Genomic DNA, 16,897 nt, shown 5'->3' with positions numbered 1-16,897 from the left:
GCCAGGCTCTCGCTGGGTGTCCCGGGTCGGGACATGCCAGTTCGAGCCCTGGCTTTATTGCAGCGCCTGCACGCCTGCCACCAGCCAGCCGCTGGCACCGCTCTTGGGCTTGGTCATGTTCCAGACTTCGCGGAAGGGGCTGGGGCCTGCCGATGCCTCTTCGCGGATCATGCCGGAGAACTCGACGCTGGCCATATAGCCATTGCCCAGGTCCTCGATGCCCAGCAGCTGCGCATCGATCATCAGCACATCGGTGTGGTTGGGTTCACCGGCACGCTGGCTCTCGCGTTCGGACAGCTGGCTGCGGATTTCCGAGAGCATCTCGTCGGTCATCATGGAGCGCAGGGTTGTGATGTCGGACCTGTCCCAGGCCGATTGCAGCGTCACGAAGTTGCGCTTGGCTGCCGTGAGAAAGCCTTCGGCATCGAAGTCTGCGGGCACGCCCCAGTTCTGCGAACCCGACAATGCAGAGCCGATCATGGAGCCACCGGCTGCTGCTGCGGTTTCGGGAATATGGTTCTGTTCCCAGGGACGAGCCGACGCATCGTTGCCCACTTTTTCAGGGTTGTACTGGCGAGCCTGGGGAGCGTTGGCATCACCGCCCAGGTTGCCTGCGCCCTGAAAGGCGAAGGGGCTGTGATTGCCCTGCATCGCAGGCGCGGGCTTGCGACGTCGCATGATCATGCCGACCACCACCATGATCACCATGGCCAGCAGACCGAACATCAGCATATTCGCAAAGGCTTCGCCCATGCCCAGCGAGTTGGCCAGCCAGGCCAGACCCAGGCCTGCAGCCAGGCCGCCCAGCATGGCACCCCAGGGTTTCTTGGGTGCAGCGGCCGGAGTTGCGGGCGGGGCCGCGCGGTTTTGCTGCGCCGCATTCTGCTGCCCGGCCTGCTGGGTATTCTGAGCGGGAGCACGAGAAGCTTCACGCTGAGTGACGTTGCCCGACTGCTTGCCGAACGATGAGCCGCCGCCCATGCGCTTGGCATCGGCCTGACCATGCGCCACCACCAGCATTGCCACCAAGGCGATTGACCAAAGTTTCTTCATCTCATCTCCCTTCTTCTAGAAAGTCGCTACAAATCTGCGCACCAGGCGCACTTAACACTTGATTCCCACATGCAAGGCACAGACGCCTCCCGTCATGTTGTGATAGTCCACATGACCAAAGCCGCATTGCTGCATCAAGGCCTTGAGCTCCTTCTGTCCCGGATGCATGCGGATGGATTCGGCCAGATAGCGATAGCTTTCGGCATCGCCGGCAATCATCTTGCCCATGGCCGGCAAAATCTTGAACGAGTACCAGTCATAGGCCTTCTCCAGGGGCTTGGCCACCTTGGAGAATTCCAGCACCAGCAGCTTGCCGCCAGGACGCAGCACGCGGTTCATTTCCTTGAGCGCGGCATCCTTGTGCGTCATATTGCGCAGGCCGAAGGCCACGCTGACCAGATCGAAATAGTTGTCGGGAAAAGGCAGCTTTTCCGCATCGCAGACCAGCGTGGGCAGGATCACGCCCTTGTCGGTCAGACGGTCGCGCCCCACACGCAGCATGGCTTCGTTGATGTCGGTGTGCACCACCTGACCGCTGGCCCCGACCTTCTTGGAAAAAGCCAGGGACAGATCCCCTGTGCCGCCCGCGATGTCCAGCGCCTTGTCGCCTTCCTTGAGGTTGGCCACCATCAGTGCGTAAGCCTTCCAGGCGCGGTGCAGACCGCCCGACATCACGTCGTTCATGACGTCGTACTTGGAAGCCACGGAGTCGAACACACCGCGTACGCGCGATGCCTTCTCGCTTTCATCAACAGTCTGGAATCCGAAGTGTGTGGAGCTCATAACAAAGAATGCTAAGCAGGCAGTGCTTGCGCGTACAGCGACAACCCCGTATGGCTACAGGCTTTGAAGCACTATGGTTTTTGGAAAGAATTCGCCTTGAGCGCTTATTTCACATGCGCTGCCAGCTATTGGAAATATAGCACCAGCCTCAATAACCCTGTGCTGCACGCATGGACGCTGTGGCGTGTGCGGGACGTTGCTGCCGGCTTTTGGGCCGACATGCAAGCCCCTGGGAGTCAAAGCTCAATGCACGCTGCAGCCATGGCCGCCGGCGCCTTTCTCGGGCATGGGCGTGTCGCGCTCCAGTCCGGCCTCCTGGAGACGCTGCAGATATTGCTGCCACAGGGCGTCCTGCTGGCTGCCCAACTGGTAGAGGTATTCCCAGGTGTAAAGACCGCTTTCGTGTCCGTCGCTGAAGAAGGGCTTGATGGCGTAGTTGCCCACCGGCTCGATGGTGCTGATGCCCACATCGCGCTTGCCGGTCTGCAGCACTTCCTGGCCAGGGCCGTGGCCCTGGACTTCGGCCGAGGGCGAGTACACGCGCAGCAGCTCGAACGGGATGCGGAAAGTCTTGCCGTCCGAATAAGAGACCTCCAGCACGCGCGATGCACCGTGCACGGTCAGCGACTGGGGGGTGGGAGTGTTGGCTTGCAGTCCTGCCATGGTTTTCTCCTAATCAATGCGTAAAAGGGCAGCCTGGAGCTGCCCTTTGGATCTCCCGACGGAGATGAAAAACATCACGCGGCCCAGAGGGCCAGTGCCTTTTGCAGCACTTCATCCACCTGCGGCAGCTGACGGGCAATCGCAGCTTCGCGGGCTTCATCGCGCTCGCGCTGGGCCGCAGCCCAGACCGAAGCGGGAAAGTGGCTGTCCCAGTCATAGCGCGCAATCACATGCCAGTGCAGATGCGCCACCATATTACCGAGAGCCGCCAGATTGATCTTGGTCGGGGCCAGCTGCTCGCGCAGCACGCGCTCCACCAGGGCCACGGCATCCATGCAGACAATGCGATCCGCCGCGCTCAGATCCGAGAACTCGGCCGCATGTTCATTCCAGACCACGCGATAAAAGGCCGGGAAGCCTTCTTCCGCTGCGCGGATAACGCGCAGCTTCTCACCGCTCCAGATCAATGCGCCGCCATCGGTTGCACACAGAGGACAATTTTCAACCAACATCTGAAATCTCCATTGCAATGCTTATCGACGTGACCCCAGCGCAGGCCAGAGACACCGAGGAAGGGCCGCCCCGGCCTCCCTTGGGGGAAGGCGCGAAGCGACTCAGGGGGCATCACACCAGCACGCGCTCGATACCGCCCTGGTTGGCGCGATTCACATACTCAGCCATCCAGTTCTCGCCCAGGATGTCGCGCGCCATCTCGACCACGATGTAGTCGGCTTCGAGCAGACCGTTGTTCAGATCGTTGCCGTAGCGGCTCAGGCCCTGCAGGCAGCTGGGGCAGCTGGTCAGGATCTTGACGTTGTCCTGGGCGCCGAGCTGACCGTTGTCGCGCAGCGCGGCCTCGCCCTTGCGGATTTCCTCGGTCTTGCGGAAGCGGATCTGCGTGGAGATGTCGGGACGCGTCACCCCCAGCGTGCCGGACTCGCCGCAGCAGCGCTCGCTCTTGAGCACGTTGTCGCCCATCAAGGCCTTGACGGTCTTCATCGGGTCCTGCTGCTTCATGGGCGTGTGGCAGGGGTCGTGGTACAGGTACGAGCCCTTGTTCTGCAACGTAATGCCTTTTTCGAGCAGATATTCGTGGATGTCGATGATGCGGCAGCCGGGGAAGATCTTGTCGAACTGGTAGCCCTGCAGCTGGTCATAGCAGGTACCGCAGCTCACCACCACGGTCTTGATGTCCAGATAGTTGAGCGTGGTCGCCACACGGTGGAAGAGCACACGGTTGTCCGTGATCATCTTCTCGGCCTTGTCGAACTGGCCCGAGCCGCGCTGGGGATAGCCGCAGCACAGATAGCCGGGCGGCAGCACGGTCTGCACGCCGGCATGCCAGAGCATGGCCTGCGTGGCCAGACCCACCTGGCTGAACAGGCGCTCGGAGCCGCAACCTGGGAAGTAGAACACCGCCTCGGTGTCCGACTTGGTGGCCTGCGGGTCGCGGATGATGGGCACGTAGTCCTTGTCCTCGATGTCCAGCAAGGCGCGCGCCGTCTTGGTCGGCAGACCGCCGGGCAGCTTCTTGTTGATGAAGTGGATCACCTGCTCCTTGATGGGAGCCGTACCCACCGATGCGGGCGGGTGCGCAGTCTGTTTCTTGGCAACCGCTCCCAGCACGTCGGCCGCCAGGCGCTGGGCCTTGAAGCCCACGCCCACCATGGCCGTGCGCATGAACTTGATGGTGTCGGGATTGGTGGCGTTGAGCATGGCCATGGCCAGCTTGTTGCCGGGGCGGAAGCTCTTCTTGTCCATCTTGCGCAGCAGATTGCGCATATTCATGGTCACGTCGCCGAAATCGATCTTGACCGGGCAGGGGTTGAAGCACTTGTGGCAGACCGTGCAGTGGTCGGCCACATCCTCGAATTCCTGCCAGTGCTTGATGGACACGCCACGGCGAGTCTGCTCTTCGTAGAGGAAGGCCTCCACCAGCAGCGAGGTGGCCAGAATCTTGTTGCGTGGCGAATACAGCAGATTGGCGCGCGGCACATGGGTGGCGCACACCGGCTTGCACTTGCCGCAGCGCAGGCAGTCCTTGACGGAATTGGCGATGGCACCGATGTCCGACTGCTGCATGATGATGGATTCGTAACCCATCAGACCAAAGCTGGGCGTATAGGCATTGGTCAGATCGGCAAACATCAGCGACTCGCGCGGCGAGCGCCCGTCGTGACTCTGGTGCGCCAGGGCATCCCACTCTTCGTTGCGGATCAGCTTGCCCTTGTTGAAGCGGCCTTCGGGGTCCACACGCTTCTTGTAATCGGCAAACGGTGCCAGTTCGGCATCCGAGAGGAATTCCAGCTTGGTGATGCCGATGCCGTGCTCACCCGAGATCACGCCGTCCAGACTGCGCGCCAGCTCCATGATGCGGGCCACGGCTTCGTGCGCGGTCTGCAGCATTTCATAGTCATCGGAGTTGACAGGGATGTTGGTGTGCACATTGCCGTCGCCGGCGTGCATGTGCAGCGCCACCCAGACACGGCCCTTGAGGACCTTCTGGTGAATCTCGTTGACGGACTCGCGCAGCGGCTGGAAGGCAGCGCCCGCGAAAATCTTGGACAGCGGCTCCTTGAGCTGGGTCTTCCAGCTCGCACGCAGGCGGTGATCCTGCAGCTCGGGGAACAGCGTGGCCACGCCGTCCAGCCAGCCCTGCCAGAGCTCGCGCACCTCGGCCACCAGCGTCAGAGCCTGCTGCACGCGGTCTTCCAGCAGCTCGGCACTGGGGATGTCGCCGGCATCGTCGCTCTTGCCCAGGGGCAGATCTGAGTGCTTGAAAAAGCCGCTCAGCTCGTCGCATAGCTTGAGCTTGTTGCGCAGCGACAGCTCGATATTGATGCGCTCGATGCCATCGGTGTACTCGGCCATGCGCGGCAGAGGAATCACCACGTCTTCATTGATCTTGAAGGCGTTGGTATGGCGCGAGATAGCTGCCGTGCGCTTGCGGTCCAGCCAGAACTTCTTGCGCGCCTCGGCGCTGACGGCGGTAAAGCCTTCGCCGTTGCGCGAATTGGCGATGCGCACCACCTCGGCCGCCACGCGGGCCACTTCGTCGGCGTCGTCACCGGCGATATCGCCCAGCAGCACCATCTTGGGCAGGCGGCCGTTGCCCTTCTTGCTCTTGGTCGCGTAGCCCACGGCCTTGAGGTAGCGGTCGTCCAGGTGTTCGAGACCGGCCAGCAGCACGCCCGAGCGCTTTTGCTCGGCGAACATATAGTCCTTGATCTCGACGATGGAGGGCACGGCGTCCTTGGCATTGCCGAAGAACTCCATGCACACGGTACGCGTGTGCGCCGGCATGCGGTGCACCACCCAGCGTGCGCTGGTGATCAGTCCGTCCGTGCCTTCCTTCTGAATGCCGGGCAGGCCCGAGAGGAATTTGTCGGTCACATCCTTGCCCAGGCCTTCCTTGCGGAAGGTGTGGCCGGGAATGTCCAGGCGCTCGGTGCGCACAGGGGTCTTGCCGTCCGCCTCGAAGTACTTCAGCTCGAAGCAGGCCATCTCGGCGTCGTGAATCTTGCCGAGGTTGTGATCCAGGCGCGTGACTTCCAGCCACTGCGCATCCGGGGTGACCATGCGCCAGGACACCAGATTATCCAGGGCCGTGCCCCAGAGCACCGCCTTTTTGCCGCCCGCGTTCATGGCGATATTGCCGCCGATGCAGGATGCCTCGATGGAGGTCGGGTCCACGGCAAACACAAAACCGCCGCGCTCGGCCGCGTCGGCAACGCGCTGAGTCACCACACCGGCTTCGGAGTAGATGGTGGGCACTTCGTGGTCCACGCCGGGAATCATGCGCATCTCGACTTCGGTCAGCGCCTCCAGCTTTTCGGTGTTGATGACCACCGAACGCCATGTCAAAGGAATGGCTCCACCCGTATAACCCGTGCCGCCTCCGCGCGGAATGATCGTCAGGCCCAGCTCGATACAGCCCTTGACCAGGCCGGCCATCTCGGCTTCGGTATCGGGCGTCAGCACCACAAACGGGTACTCGACGCGCCAGTCGGTCGCATCGGTCACATGAGCCACGCGCGACAGGCCGTCAAACTTGATGTTGTCCTTGGCGGTATAGCGGCGCAGTGTCTTCTGCGCGCGACGGCGCAACTGCTCGGCTTCGACAAACGTGGCATTGAATTCATGCACGGCGCGATGGGCAGCCTCCACCAGCTGACCCACCAGTTGATCGCGCACGGCATCCTCGTTGGGCTCGCGGCGCTTGTCGATCTCGGCCAGGCGATGTTCCAGCGCCTCGACCAGCGACTTGCGGCGGTCGGGGTTGTGGATCAGATCGTCCTGGAGATAGGGATTGCGCTGCACAACCCAGATATCCCCCAGCACTTCGTAGAGCATGCGGGCGGATCGGCCGGTGCGGCGTTCCTGACGCAGCTGGTTGAGCACATCCCACATGGATGAGCCCAGCAGACGAATCACGATCTCACGGTCAGAGAACGATGTGTAGTTATAGGGAATCTCGCGCAGTCGTGCGGGTTCGGCAGCCTGGGCCTGGAGGGCGGCAGCCAACGCAATCGGTACATTCATGGGGTAGACCGTATCGGGCGCCCTCTGTGTGGCGCCCCTAAGCCAGTGGGATGGCGATTTTAAGCGACGGCGGCTCAGCCATGCTTTGCTATGGGTTCTGAGTGGTCAGCCCTGCTATCGCCAAAGCAGCAGCAAGCCCCGGGCAGCTTCGCTGCATGACAACGCGGCGCGGCACTGCGAATTCGTGCACGGCACGCGCCTCCCAATCATCGATGAATCTTCCATAGGCTATTTAGACAAAAATCATACATTTCCGAATCAAAAACAACTCAATACGAAAGACTACCAACAACAAACGAAATGCCGTTGACCTAGAATGGCGCAGCTTCGCGCACCATCAATTGTCACCAGATCGTCATGCAACGGCTTTTGACTGCGGGTTCTGCCCATGGTGAAGCGCACAAGCCCATGCAAACAATGACATCCATATGTCATACGAATGACTTAATGTGCATCACCGCATATTTCGTCAACGAAAGTTAGAGGAGCCTTCATGCAATTCAAGCAACTGGCCATGGCCGCCGCCGTCGCCGCAACTGCCTTCTCGGCACAAGCCACCACCGAAATCCAATGGTGGCACTCGATGACTGCCGTGAACAACGAGTGGGTCAATGACCTGGCCAAGCAGTTCAACGAGAGCCAGAAGGACTTTAAGATCGTCCCCACCTACAAGGGTGCCTACGATGAGTCCATGACAGCCGCGATTGCAGCCTTCCGCTCGGGCAACGCACCGGACATCCTGCAGGTGTTCGAAGTGGGCACTGCCACCATGATGGCTTCCAAGGGCGCGACCGTGCCCGTGGGCAAGGTGATGCAGGACGCCGGTGTCGCTTTCGACCCCAAGGCCTACATCCCCGCCGTGGCCGGTTACTACACCGCCCCCAACGGCCAGATGCTGAGCTTCCCCTTCAACAGCTCGACCACCATCTTCTATTACAACAAGGACGCCTTCAAGAAGGCCGGCCTGAACCCCGACAAGGCCCCCACCACCTGGCCCGAAGTCTTCGCTGCCGCCAAGAAGCTCAAGGAAAGCGGCCACAGCTGCCCCATGACCCTGGCCTGGCAAGGCTGGACCCAGCTGGAATCCTTCTCCACCTGGCACAACGTGGAATTCGCCACCGAGCAAAACGGCCTGAGCGCCAACGGCTACAAGGCACGCATGAAGGTGAACTCGCCTCTGCACGTCAAGCACATCGACAATCTGGCCGCAGCCGCCAAGGCCGGCGAGTTTGTCTACAAGGGCCGCGGCTCCATTCCCCAGGCTTCGTTTACCGCCGGTGAATGCGCCATGATCCAGACATCGTCCGGCTTCTACGGCGATGTGGCCAAGAACGCCAAGTTCGCCTACGGCCTGGCTGCCCTGCCCTACTACCCCGATGTCAAGGGCGCTCCCCAGAACACCGTGATCGGTGGCGCTTCGCTGTGGGTGATGTCTGGCAAGAATGCCGAGCACTACAAGGGCGTGGCCAAGTTCTTCGAATTCCTGTCGCAGACCAAGGTACAGGCCGCTTCGCACCAGCGCACCGGCTACCTGCCCGTGACCATGGCCGCCTATGACCTGACCGACAAGTCCGGCTTCTACGCCAAGAACCCCGGCACCGATACGGCCGTGACGCAGATGATCCGCAAGGTGACCAACAACTCGCGCGGTATCCGTCTGGGCAACTATGTGCAGATCCGTACCATCGAGGACGAAGAACTCGAACAGGTGTGGGCTGGCAAGAAGACCGGCAAGCAGGCTCTGGACGCCATCGTGACCCGTGGCGACGAGCTGCTGGCCCGTTTCGAGCGTTCCTACAAGAAGTAATCCTGAGGGTGCCGCAGGGCACCCCCAGGCCCGCTGTGCCTTCACCCAAGGCACAGCCCCTTGAATGCCACGTTGACTGAACCCAGGCTCCGGTGGTTTTTTTATTTGTGACTCCTCATGGAAAAACGCGTTCTTTTCCGATCCAGGTGGCTGCCCTGGGTGCTTATCGCACCCCAGCTCCTCATCATCGGCATCTTCTTTTTCTGGCCCGCTGGTCAGGCGGTACTCCAGTCATTCCAGATGGAAGACGCGTTCGGCATGAGCACCGAATGGGTGGGCCTGGACAACTTCCGCCAGTTGTTCGCCGACCCCACCTATCTGGACTCCTTCTACCGCACCGCGCTGTTCTCGGTGCTGGTGGCGGGCGTGGGCATTGCCACATCGCTGGGCCTGGCCATTTTTGCGGACCGCATCGTGCGCTTCGCCATGGTCTACAAGACCCTGCTGATCATTCCCTATGCCGTGGCCCCCGTGATTGCCGGCGTGCTGTGGATTTTCATGTTCTCGCCGTCCATCGGCGTGGTGGCTTATTTCCTGGGCAAGCTCGGCTATGACTGGAACCACCTGATGAACGAGAACCAGGCCATGGCACTGATTGTGCTGGCCGCCGTGTGGAAGCAGATTTCCTACAATTTCCTGTTCTTCCTCGCCGGACTGCAGTCCATTCCCAAGGCCCTGATCGAAGCAGCCTCGATTGATGGCGCCGGCCCCTGGCGCCGCTTCTGGAACATCCAGCTGCCGCTGCTCTCGCCCACCACCTTCTTCCTGCTGGTGATCAACATCGTTTACGCCTTCTTCGACACCTTCGGCATCATCGATGCGGCCACCCACGGCGGCCCCGGCCAGTCCACGTCGATCCTGGTCTACAAGGTGTATCTGGACGGCTTCAAGGCGCTGGACCTGGGCGGCTCGGCTGCGCAGTCCGTGATCCTGATGCTGATTGTTGTTGTGCTGACTGTGATCCAGTTCCGCTATGTTGAAAAGAAAGTGCAGTACTGATCATGGTTGACCGCAACCCCTGGCTCAATTTCTTCTCGCACCTGGTGCTTGTCGTTGGCGTGGCCATCGTGGCCTTCCCGCTGTATCTGGCACTGGTGGCCTCCACCCACACGGCCAGCGAGATCGTGCAGGCGCCCATGCCTCTGCTGCCCGGCACCCACCTGTGGGAAAACTACAAGGAAGCACTGCTGGGCTCCGGCAAGCTGGGCTCCAACACCAGCGTCGTCCACATGATGTGGGTGAGCTTTGTCGTGGCCATGATCATCACCGTGGGCAAGATCGCCATCTCGCTGCTGTCGGCCTTCGCCATCGTGTACTTCCGCTTCCCGTTCAAGATGATCTGCTTCTGGGCGATTTTCCTGACCCTGATGCTGCCCGTGGAAGTGCGCATTCTGCCCACCTACAAGGTCGTGGCCGAACTGGGCCTGCTGAACAGCTACGCCGGTCTGTCGCTGCCTCTGATTGCCTCGGCTACCGCCACCTTCCTGTTCCGCCAGTTCTTCCTGACGGTGCCCGATGAACTGGTGGAAGCCGCCCGCATCGACGGCGCCGGCGCCATGCGCTTTTTCAAGGACATCCTGGTGCCCTTGTCCAAGACCTCGATTGCCGCGCTGTTCGTGATCCAGTTCATCTACGGCTGGAACCAGTACCTCTGGCCCCTGCTGATGACCACCTCGGAAGACATGTATCCCGTGGTCGTGGGCATCAAGCGGATGGTCGCTGGCGGTGGCGAAGCCGCCATCGACTGGAACATCGTGATGGCGACCGCCATCCTGGCCATGCTGCCACCCACACTGGTGGTCATGCTGATGCAAAAGTGGTTTGTCAAAGGCCTGGTGGATACCGAGAAGTAAGGCTCTCGACCACGACCTCCACCACCTTCTTTTGACCCATTGAACGAATACCTGGAATACCTCCCATGGCATCCATCTCCCTGAAGAACATCGTCAAGCGCTATGGCACGGGCAAGTCCGCCGTGCCCGTCATTCACGGCATCAACGTCGAGATCAACGACGGCGAATTCATCGTGCTGGTCGGCCCCTCGGGCTGCGGCAAGTCCACCCTGCTGCGCATGATCGCCGGCCTGGAAGAAATCACCGATGGCGACCTGCTGATCGGCTCCAACAAGGTCAACGACCTGGAGCCCGCCAAGCGCAATATCGCCATGGTGTTCCAGAACTACGCGCTCTACCCCCACATGAGCAACTACGAGAACATGGCCTACGGCCTGAAGCTCGCCAAGGTGCCCGAAGACGAGATCAAGCGTCGTGTGGACAAGGCCGCCAAGATTCTGGAACTGAGCCATCTGCTGGACCGCAAGCCGCGCCAGCTGTCGGGCGGCCAGCGCCAGCGCGTGGCCATGGGCCGCGCCATCGTGCGTCAGCCCCAGGTGTTCCTGTTTGACGAACCCCTGTCCAATCTGGACGCCAAGCTGCGCGGCCAGACCCGTCTGGAGATCCAGAAGCTGCATGCCGAGCTGGGCATCACCAGCCTGTTCGTGACCCACGACCAGGTCGAGGCCATGACCCTGGCCCAGCGCATGGTCGTGATGAACGGCGGCAATGTGGAGCAGTTCGGCACACCCGAAGAGGTCTACCACACACCGGCCTCCACCTTTGTGGCGGGCTTCATCGGCTCCCCTCCCATGAACCTGCTCAAGCACTCGCCCAATGGCAAGCCCGGCCTGATCCTGGGCATCCGCCCCGAACACATCGACCTGGTGGAAACCGGTGGCGTGGAATTCAAGGTGCAGACCGTGGAACTGCTGGGCGCCGAACGCCTGCTGCACGGCAAGGTGGGCGATGAAGACGTCACCGTGCGCGTGGAAGAAGGCAAGCCCTATCCCAAGCCCGGCGAGACCGCCCGCATCTCGGCGCGTGAAGACCGCCTGCACTGGTTCAACGCCGAAACCGGCAAACGCGCCTAAATCGAAACACACCCTGAGCGGCTGCGCCGCTTCCCCCTCTCTCGCTACGCGGGAGGGGGACGACACCTTCGCCGCAAGGCGGCTCTTGCTCGGTGTCTCTGAGATGGGTTGCGCCAGTTCTCATCGACGCGCCCAAAGCTACCCTGAAGTATGAAGCCGCAAACTTTGTTGGACTCACTATGACGAATGCTTTGAAACCCTGGCCCTACCCACGTTGGGTCGCCCACCGCGGCGCCGGCAAGCTGGCACCGGAGAACACCATGAGCGCCTTCCGCCTGGGCGCGCAGCATGGCTACCGATTCTTTGAATGCGATGCCAAGCTCAGCCAGGACGGCGTGCTGTTTCTGATGCATGACGCCACGCTGGAGCGAACCACCAGCGGCCACGGCATTGGCGGCGAACTCAGCATGGGCGAGATCGCCCAGCTCGATGCCGGCAGCTGGCACTCTCGCGCCTATGCGGGCGAGGCCCTGCCCACGCTGGAAGCCCTGGCGCGCTGGTGCCTGGCCAACCATCTGCACCTGAATGTGGAAATCAAGCCGACCCCGGGCCAGGAGCTGGAAACCGGCCGCGCCTGCGGCGAGCTGATGAACCGCATCTGGCCGAAGACCGAGGTGCAGCCGCTGTTCACCTCGTTCAAGTCCGACTCGCTCAAGGGTGCCCGCGAGACCGCAGCCCATATTCCACGCGGCCTGCTGGTGGACAGGCTGGCCGACGGCAACGGTGATGCCGACCTGAAGCAGGCCATGGAGCTGGACTGCAGCGCCATGGTGCTCAACCACGCCCTGTGGACGCCCGAGCTGGTGGCCAAGGTGCATGGCGCAGGCCTGCGCTGCAGCAGCTATACCGTCAACGACCAATGGGCCGCACAACGCCTGATCGACCTGGGCACGGACGGCATCATCACCGACCGCGTGGATATGTTCAGCCCCGCGCAGACAGGCGAGCAGCTGTAAATCAGTAGCTGCTTACGTAGATCCACTAAGAACCTCAGCATCAATCAATGCTGAATTCCCTTCAAATCAAGCGCAAGCAGCTTCTATATTCATAGCAAAACAAAAGCCCGGCCCCTTTGCAGTGACCGGGCTTTTTTGCGTTCACCACCTCCAATACTGGCACTTACAAATCAGGGCAGCCGCGCAAGGGCCGCCCCGCCGCGCTGGCTGCGTCCCCTGCCCGCAGTGCGCAGCACTGCGAGAGCGGGGGAAGGCGCGGGGCCGCCTAGGCACTGCGCCTCAGGGGGTGTCAATCCAGTTTGGTGCCCGAGGCCTTGACGGCTGCCGCCCAGCGCGGCGTCTCGCCGGCCAGGAACTTGCCGAAGGCTTCAGAGCCGAGGAAGGCCGGATCGGCGCCCTGCTCCACCATGCGGCTCTTCACGTCGGGCATGTTCATCACCTGCTGGAAGGCATTGCTGAGCTTGGCCGTCACCTCCTTGGGCAGGCCGGCAGGTGCCAGGAAGCCATAGAAGCCCACCACCTCGAAGCCCTTGAGGCCGGACTCGATGGCAGTCGGCACTTCGGGCAGCGCGGGGTTGCGCTCCTTGCTGGTCACGGCCAGGGCGCGCACCTTGCCCTGCTTGTGATAGGCCGCAGCCTGGGGAATGCTCTCGGCCATGAACTGCACCTGGCCACCGATCAGGTCGGTGAACGCAGGCGCGCTGCCCTTGTAGGGAATGTGCACCAGATCCACGCCTGCGGCGCTCTTGAACATCTCGGGCACCAGATGGCTGATGCCGCCGTTGCCGGCCGAGCCGAAGTTGATCTTGCCGGGGTTGGCCTTGGCATAGGTCGTGAACTCGGTCAGCGTCTTGGCCGGCACCTTGTTGTTGACCAGCAGCGCCAGCGGCTGCATGGCGGTGCGGGCAATCGGCGTGAAGTCCTTGAGCGTGTTGTAGGGCAGCTTGCTGTAGAGCGCAGGGTTGATGACCATCACGCCGGTATTGGCCAGCATCAGCGTGTAGCCGTCGGCGGGCGAGCGCATCACGTCCTGCGCCCCCACCGAGCCGCCCGCTCCGGGCTTGTAATCCACCACCAGCGGCTGACCGAGCACGCCCTGCAGCTTGTCGGTGAGCAGACGGGCATGCTGGTCCAGCGGGCCGCCGGCAGGAAAGCCCAGCACGATACGGATGGGCTTGGTCGGAAAGGCTTCCTGAGCCTGCGCGCCCGCGGACAGAAGCAGGCCTGCGCCAGCCATCAGGCCGGCCAGCATATTCATTGAAATCTTGTTCATTGTTGTCTCCTTGGTTTTGAAAATCATCGGCCGCGCCAGGCACTGCCCAGGCAAACCCGGCTTGGCCAGCCTGCACCGGGCAGCGGCATTCGAGCCTTGCTCTGAACCATGACGGGAGCCTGCCGGCATAAAAAAGCGCTTCTCGAGGGAAGCGCTTGCTTGCCAGGGTGCCAAGCGGCAATCAGCGCTTGGGCTGCCAGGCCAAGGCCTTGTTCTGCTGCTCGGCCACCTGGGCAATGGTGAGCTTGTTGGCCGCTTCGTCGCGGCGCTTGGCGGCGTCGCCCCCCAGCTCCATGGCGGCAAGGTTGTACCAGAAGTAGGCCCTGGCATTGTCACGAGCCACACCCTGGCCCTGTGCGTAGACCATGCCCAGGTTGTACTGGGCGGCGGCGTCACCCTGTTCGGCCGCACGCTGGTACCACTGCACGGCCTTGCCGTAGTCGCGCGCAGCGCCCTGGCCTTCGGCGTACATCACGCCCAGGCGATTCTGTGCACCGGAATGACCTTGCTCGGCTGCCGCGGCATACCACTTCATCGCCTGAGCAGGGCTGGCGGCACCGCCCTGGCCATCGGCATACAGACGCGCCAGGTTGAACTGGGCCGAGGCATCGCCCTTGTCGGCCGCGCGGCGGAACCACTGCATGGCCGTCGCATAGTTCTGCGGCACGCCACGGCCTTCGGCGTACAGCGTACCCACGTTGTTGATGGCGGCGGCATGGCCTTGCTCGGCCGCCTTCTGATACCACTGCAGCGCCGTGCCGTAGTTCTGGGGCGTGCCCAGACCTTCGGCATAGATGGTGCCCAGGTTGTACTGGGCATCGGCATGATTCTGGTCGGCCGCGCGCTGGAACCATTGCGCCGCATAGGCAGGGCTTTGCTCCACACCCAGGCCGTAGAGATACAGACGACCCAGATGGTTCTGGCCGTCGGCATTCCATTGCTCGGCGCTCTTCTGGAACCAGGAAGCCGCCAGCTTGTAGTCGCGCGGGACGCCCACGCCATCCATATACATGCGGCCCAGGCTGTTCTGGGCCCTGGCGTCGCCCTGCTCGGCAGCGCGCTGCAGCCACTGGGCAGCCTGTACGGGGTCCAGCTTCACGCCCACCCCGTCGGACAGCATGGAGCCCAACTGGTTCTGCGCTTGCGCATGGCCTTGATCGGCCGCCTTCTTGAACCAGTCGGCGGCCGTCATGTAGTTCACGTCCACGCCATTGCCCTTGAGGTAGCGCTGGCCCAGCTCGAACTGGGCCGTCACATGGCCTTGCGCGGCGGATTTCTCCAGCCACTGGGCAGCGGTGCTGAAGCTCTGGGGCACGCCCAGACCATCCTGATAGAGGTGGGACAGGTTGTACTGCGCCACGGCATTGTTCTGCTGCGCCGCGCGGCCGTACCACTGGGCAGCCTCGCGGTAGTTCTGCGGCAGGCCCTGGCCGTTGGCGTACAGCGCACCCAGACTGTTCTGGGCACCCGCATGTCCCTGGGCCGCGGCCTTGCGGAACCATTGCGCGGCCGTGGCGGCATTCTGGGGCACGCCCTGGCCATGCACATACATTTCGCCCAGCTGATTCTGTGCCTTGGCATCGCCGCGCTCGGCCGCCTGCAGCGGACCGGCCGTGGAGGCCACGCGCGAGCCTGCAATCGGCAGCGGGCCATATTGCAGACGACTGAATTCAAACTGTGGACCCGATGTGGCGGCTCTGGAATCGCGCAAAAAATTCATGCGACCTTCCGCACCGGTTTGCGCGGATGCGCTCTGGGCAAAGGCCGCCAGACTCGACATGACCAGCGCTGCGATGGGAGTGAACTTCATTCCGGTACGATTCCTAGACGCGTGTTGTTACATCAGACATACGATGACACCAGCCTGCGAGCGTAACTGATTCTGATAGCAGCTTCGATAAGGAATCCCTCAATCGCGGCATCCTCGCCACAGTTTTTTGACATTTGGCCGTGACATGAAAAAAGCCCGGCAATGCCGGGCCTGACAGGATGCAAAGGTTTCAGCCCCTGCTCATCTGCTGGCGCACATAGTCCGCCAGCACCTGCATGAGCTCGGCAAAATGCGCGCGCAGCGGCTCGAAGCCGGCATTCGGTTCACGCGTGTCCTCATCCATATAGACGGGGCGACGGATCTCGATCTGCATGGAGTGGCGATTGAGCTGCGGCTGGCCGATGCGCCCGATCAGTTCCACACCTTTGTAGGGCTCGTTATAGGCAACGCTGTAGCCAAAGCCCTTGAGCGTATCGCCCACCAGATGGATGAACTCGGGCGCGCAGGTCGTGCCGTCACGGTCGCCCAGCACGAAGTCGGCCAACGGCGGCGCATCGCTGCGTCCCAGTCGCTGGTACACGTCGTTGGGCATGGAGTGCAGATTCAGATGCCACACGGCCCCGAAGCGGGCCACGCTGTCGTCGATGGCCTGCGCCAGCGCCGCGTGATAGGGGCGCCAGTAGCGGGCGATACGGTGCTGGACCTCGGCCACGGTGCGCTTGCGTTCATACAGGGGAGTGGCCACGCCGGCCTTGCTGATGCGCTGCCAGATCAGGCCCAGCCCCTGCTGGCTCTTGATGCTGGGCGACAGCGGCACCGGCCATTCGCCCTCGATCTGCGCGGGATCCAGGTCGGACTCGTTGCGGTTCGGGTCGACATAGGTGCGCGGGAAAGTCGCTTCCAGCAATGTGGCGCCGAACTCGGGCCAGCGGTCCCAGAGCGCTGCCACATGCGTGTCCTCGCCGCGGCGCAGCAGGCTCATGGGCACGACGGTGCCGAAATCCTCGGGATAGGCCGTGCCGCTGTGCGGCGAGTCGCAGACTATGGGCAGAACCTCGCCCCGGGCCGGGTGCACCAGCACCGGCTCGGCCGGTCTGGCTTGCAGAAAATCAGGCACAGACAT

General features: G+C 62.3%; 13 protein-coding genes. 5 read left to right on the top strand and 8 right to left on the bottom strand.

The genetic code is table 11. The features are described from left to right. Positions 1-54: 54 nt before the first annotated feature. The 5 genes from FSY59_RS06355 to FSY59_RS06335 form a co-directional block, all read right to left on the bottom strand. Positions 55-1,053: a Tim44 domain-containing protein gene (locus FSY59_RS06355; RefSeq protein WP_148728680.1), complete on the bottom strand. Its 999-nt coding sequence runs from the start codon at positions 1,051-1,053 to the stop codon at positions 55-57. 51 nt (positions 1,054-1,104) lie between these two features. After that, positions 1,105-1,836, bottom strand: coding sequence for a bifunctional demethylmenaquinone methyltransferase/2-methoxy-6-polyprenyl-1,4-benzoquinol methylase UbiE (gene ubiE / locus FSY59_RS06350; protein WP_003058482.1), 732 nt, complete (start codon positions 1,834-1,836; stop codon positions 1,105-1,107). Between the two features lie 243 nt (positions 1,837-2,079). After that, positions 2,080-2,499: a gamma-butyrobetaine hydroxylase-like domain-containing protein gene (locus FSY59_RS06345; RefSeq protein WP_003058483.1), complete on the bottom strand. Its 420-nt coding sequence runs from the start codon at positions 2,497-2,499 to the stop codon at positions 2,080-2,082. Between the two features lie 74 nt (positions 2,500-2,573). Further along, positions 2,574-3,011 carry an HIT family protein gene (locus FSY59_RS06340; RefSeq protein WP_003058486.1) on the bottom strand — a complete coding sequence of 146 codons (438 nt, stop codon included), beginning with the start codon at positions 3,009-3,011 and terminating at the stop codon, positions 2,574-2,576. 112 nt (positions 3,012-3,123) lie between these two features. Further along, entirely contained in the window at positions 3,124-7,041 is a 3,918-nt protein-coding gene (locus FSY59_RS06335) for an FAD/FMN-binding oxidoreductase (protein ID WP_003058488.1), read from the bottom strand. 493 nt (positions 7,042-7,534) lie between these two features. On the opposite strand from FSY59_RS06335, the gene ugpB reads away from it, so the two are divergent. The 5 genes from ugpB to ugpQ all read left to right on the top strand — a co-directional run bounded on the left by ugpB (position 7,535) and on the right by ugpQ (position 12,730). Beyond that, on the top strand, positions 7,535-8,848 hold the full coding sequence (ugpB, locus tag FSY59_RS06330) for a sn-glycerol-3-phosphate ABC transporter substrate-binding protein UgpB (RefSeq protein WP_003058490.1): 1,314 nt from the start codon (positions 7,535-7,537) through the stop codon (positions 8,846-8,848). A gap of 117 nt (positions 8,849-8,965) precedes the next feature. Then, positions 8,966-9,847 carry a sn-glycerol-3-phosphate ABC transporter permease UgpA gene (ugpA, locus tag FSY59_RS06325; protein ID WP_003058492.1) on the top strand — a complete coding sequence of 294 codons (882 nt, stop codon included), beginning with the start codon at positions 8,966-8,968 and terminating at the stop codon, positions 9,845-9,847. Between the two features lie 2 nt (positions 9,848-9,849). After that, complete coding sequence (ugpE, locus tag FSY59_RS06320; protein ID WP_003058493.1) at positions 9,850-10,701, top strand: sn-glycerol-3-phosphate ABC transporter permease UgpE; 852 nt, start codon at positions 9,850-9,852, stop codon at positions 10,699-10,701. 65 nt (positions 10,702-10,766) lie between these two features. Continuing rightward, positions 10,767-11,774 carry a sn-glycerol-3-phosphate import ATP-binding protein UgpC gene (locus tag FSY59_RS06315; RefSeq protein ID WP_003058495.1) on the top strand — a complete coding sequence of 336 codons (1,008 nt, stop codon included), beginning with the start codon at positions 10,767-10,769 and terminating at the stop codon, positions 11,772-11,774. A 179-nt stretch (positions 11,775-11,953) separates the two neighbouring features. Then, entirely contained in the window at positions 11,954-12,730 is a 777-nt protein-coding gene (gene ugpQ, locus FSY59_RS06305) for a glycerophosphodiester phosphodiesterase (protein WP_003058497.1), read from the top strand. 289 nt (positions 12,731-13,019) lie between these two features. Here ugpQ and FSY59_RS06300 read toward each other — a convergent pair whose 3' ends face one another. The 3 genes from FSY59_RS06300 to FSY59_RS06290 all read right to left on the bottom strand — a co-directional run bounded on the left by FSY59_RS06300 (position 13,020) and on the right by FSY59_RS06290 (position 16,897). Further along, a complete protein-coding gene (locus FSY59_RS06300; protein WP_003058499.1) occupies positions 13,020-14,003 on the bottom strand; it encodes a tripartite tricarboxylate transporter substrate binding protein in 984 nt (327 codons plus the stop codon). Between the two features lie 181 nt (positions 14,004-14,184). Beyond that, on the bottom strand, positions 14,185-15,813 hold the full coding sequence (locus FSY59_RS06295; RefSeq protein WP_148728679.1) for an SEL1-like repeat protein: 1,629 nt from the start codon (positions 15,811-15,813) through the stop codon (positions 14,185-14,187). Positions 15,814-16,003: 190 nt separating this feature from the next. Then, positions 16,004-16,897 carry an N-formylglutamate amidohydrolase gene (locus FSY59_RS06290; RefSeq protein WP_148728678.1) on the bottom strand — a complete coding sequence of 298 codons (894 nt, stop codon included), beginning with the start codon at positions 16,895-16,897 and terminating at the stop codon, positions 16,004-16,006.

This window comes from Comamonas sp. Z3 (genome assembly GCF_008121565.1).
In the GTDB taxonomy this organism is placed as follows: Bacteria; Pseudomonadota; Gammaproteobacteria; order Burkholderiales; family Burkholderiaceae_C; genus Comamonas; species Comamonas brasiliensis.
The sequence above is the reverse complement of the archived record's forward strand: the minus strand, read 5'-3'. Positions and strand labels throughout refer to the sequence as shown.

Excerpts from the sequence above, each read along its gene's own strand:
- FSY59_RS06290 (WP_148728678.1), bottom strand. The coding sequence starts at position 16,897 with ATGTCTGTGCCTGATTTTCTGCAAGCCAGACCGGCCGAGCCGGTGCTG.
- ugpA (WP_003058492.1), top strand. The coding sequence starts at position 8,966 with ATGGAAAAACGCGTTCTTTTCCGATCCAGGTGGCTGCCCTGGGTGCTT.
- FSY59_RS06315 (WP_003058495.1), top strand. The coding sequence starts at position 10,767 with ATGGCATCCATCTCCCTGAAGAACATCGTCAAGCGCTATGGCACGGGC.
- FSY59_RS06300 (WP_003058499.1), bottom strand. The coding sequence starts at position 14,003 with ATGAACAAGATTTCAATGAATATGCTGGCCGGCCTGATGGCTGGCGCA.
- ugpE (WP_003058493.1), top strand. The coding sequence starts at position 9,850 with ATGGTTGACCGCAACCCCTGGCTCAATTTCTTCTCGCACCTGGTGCTT.
- FSY59_RS06335 (WP_003058488.1), bottom strand. The coding sequence starts at position 7,041 with ATGAATGTACCGATTGCGTTGGCTGCCGCCCTCCAGGCCCAGGCTGCC.
- ugpQ (WP_003058497.1), top strand. The coding sequence starts at position 11,954 with ATGACGAATGCTTTGAAACCCTGGCCCTACCCACGTTGGGTCGCCCAC.
- ugpB (WP_003058490.1), top strand. The coding sequence starts at position 7,535 with ATGCAATTCAAGCAACTGGCCATGGCCGCCGCCGTCGCCGCAACTGCC.
- ubiE (WP_003058482.1), bottom strand. The coding sequence starts at position 1,836 with ATGAGCTCCACACACTTCGGATTCCAGACTGTTGATGAAAGCGAGAAG.
- FSY59_RS06295 (WP_148728679.1), bottom strand. The coding sequence starts at position 15,813 with ATGAAGTTCACTCCCATCGCAGCGCTGGTCATGTCGAGTCTGGCGGCC.
- FSY59_RS06345 (WP_003058483.1), bottom strand. The coding sequence starts at position 2,499 with ATGGCAGGACTGCAAGCCAACACTCCCACCCCCCAGTCGCTGACCGTG.
- FSY59_RS06355 (WP_148728680.1), bottom strand. The coding sequence starts at position 1,053 with ATGAAGAAACTTTGGTCAATCGCCTTGGTGGCAATGCTGGTGGTGGCG.
- FSY59_RS06340 (WP_003058486.1), bottom strand. The coding sequence starts at position 3,011 with ATGTTGGTTGAAAATTGTCCTCTGTGTGCAACCGATGGCGGCGCATTG.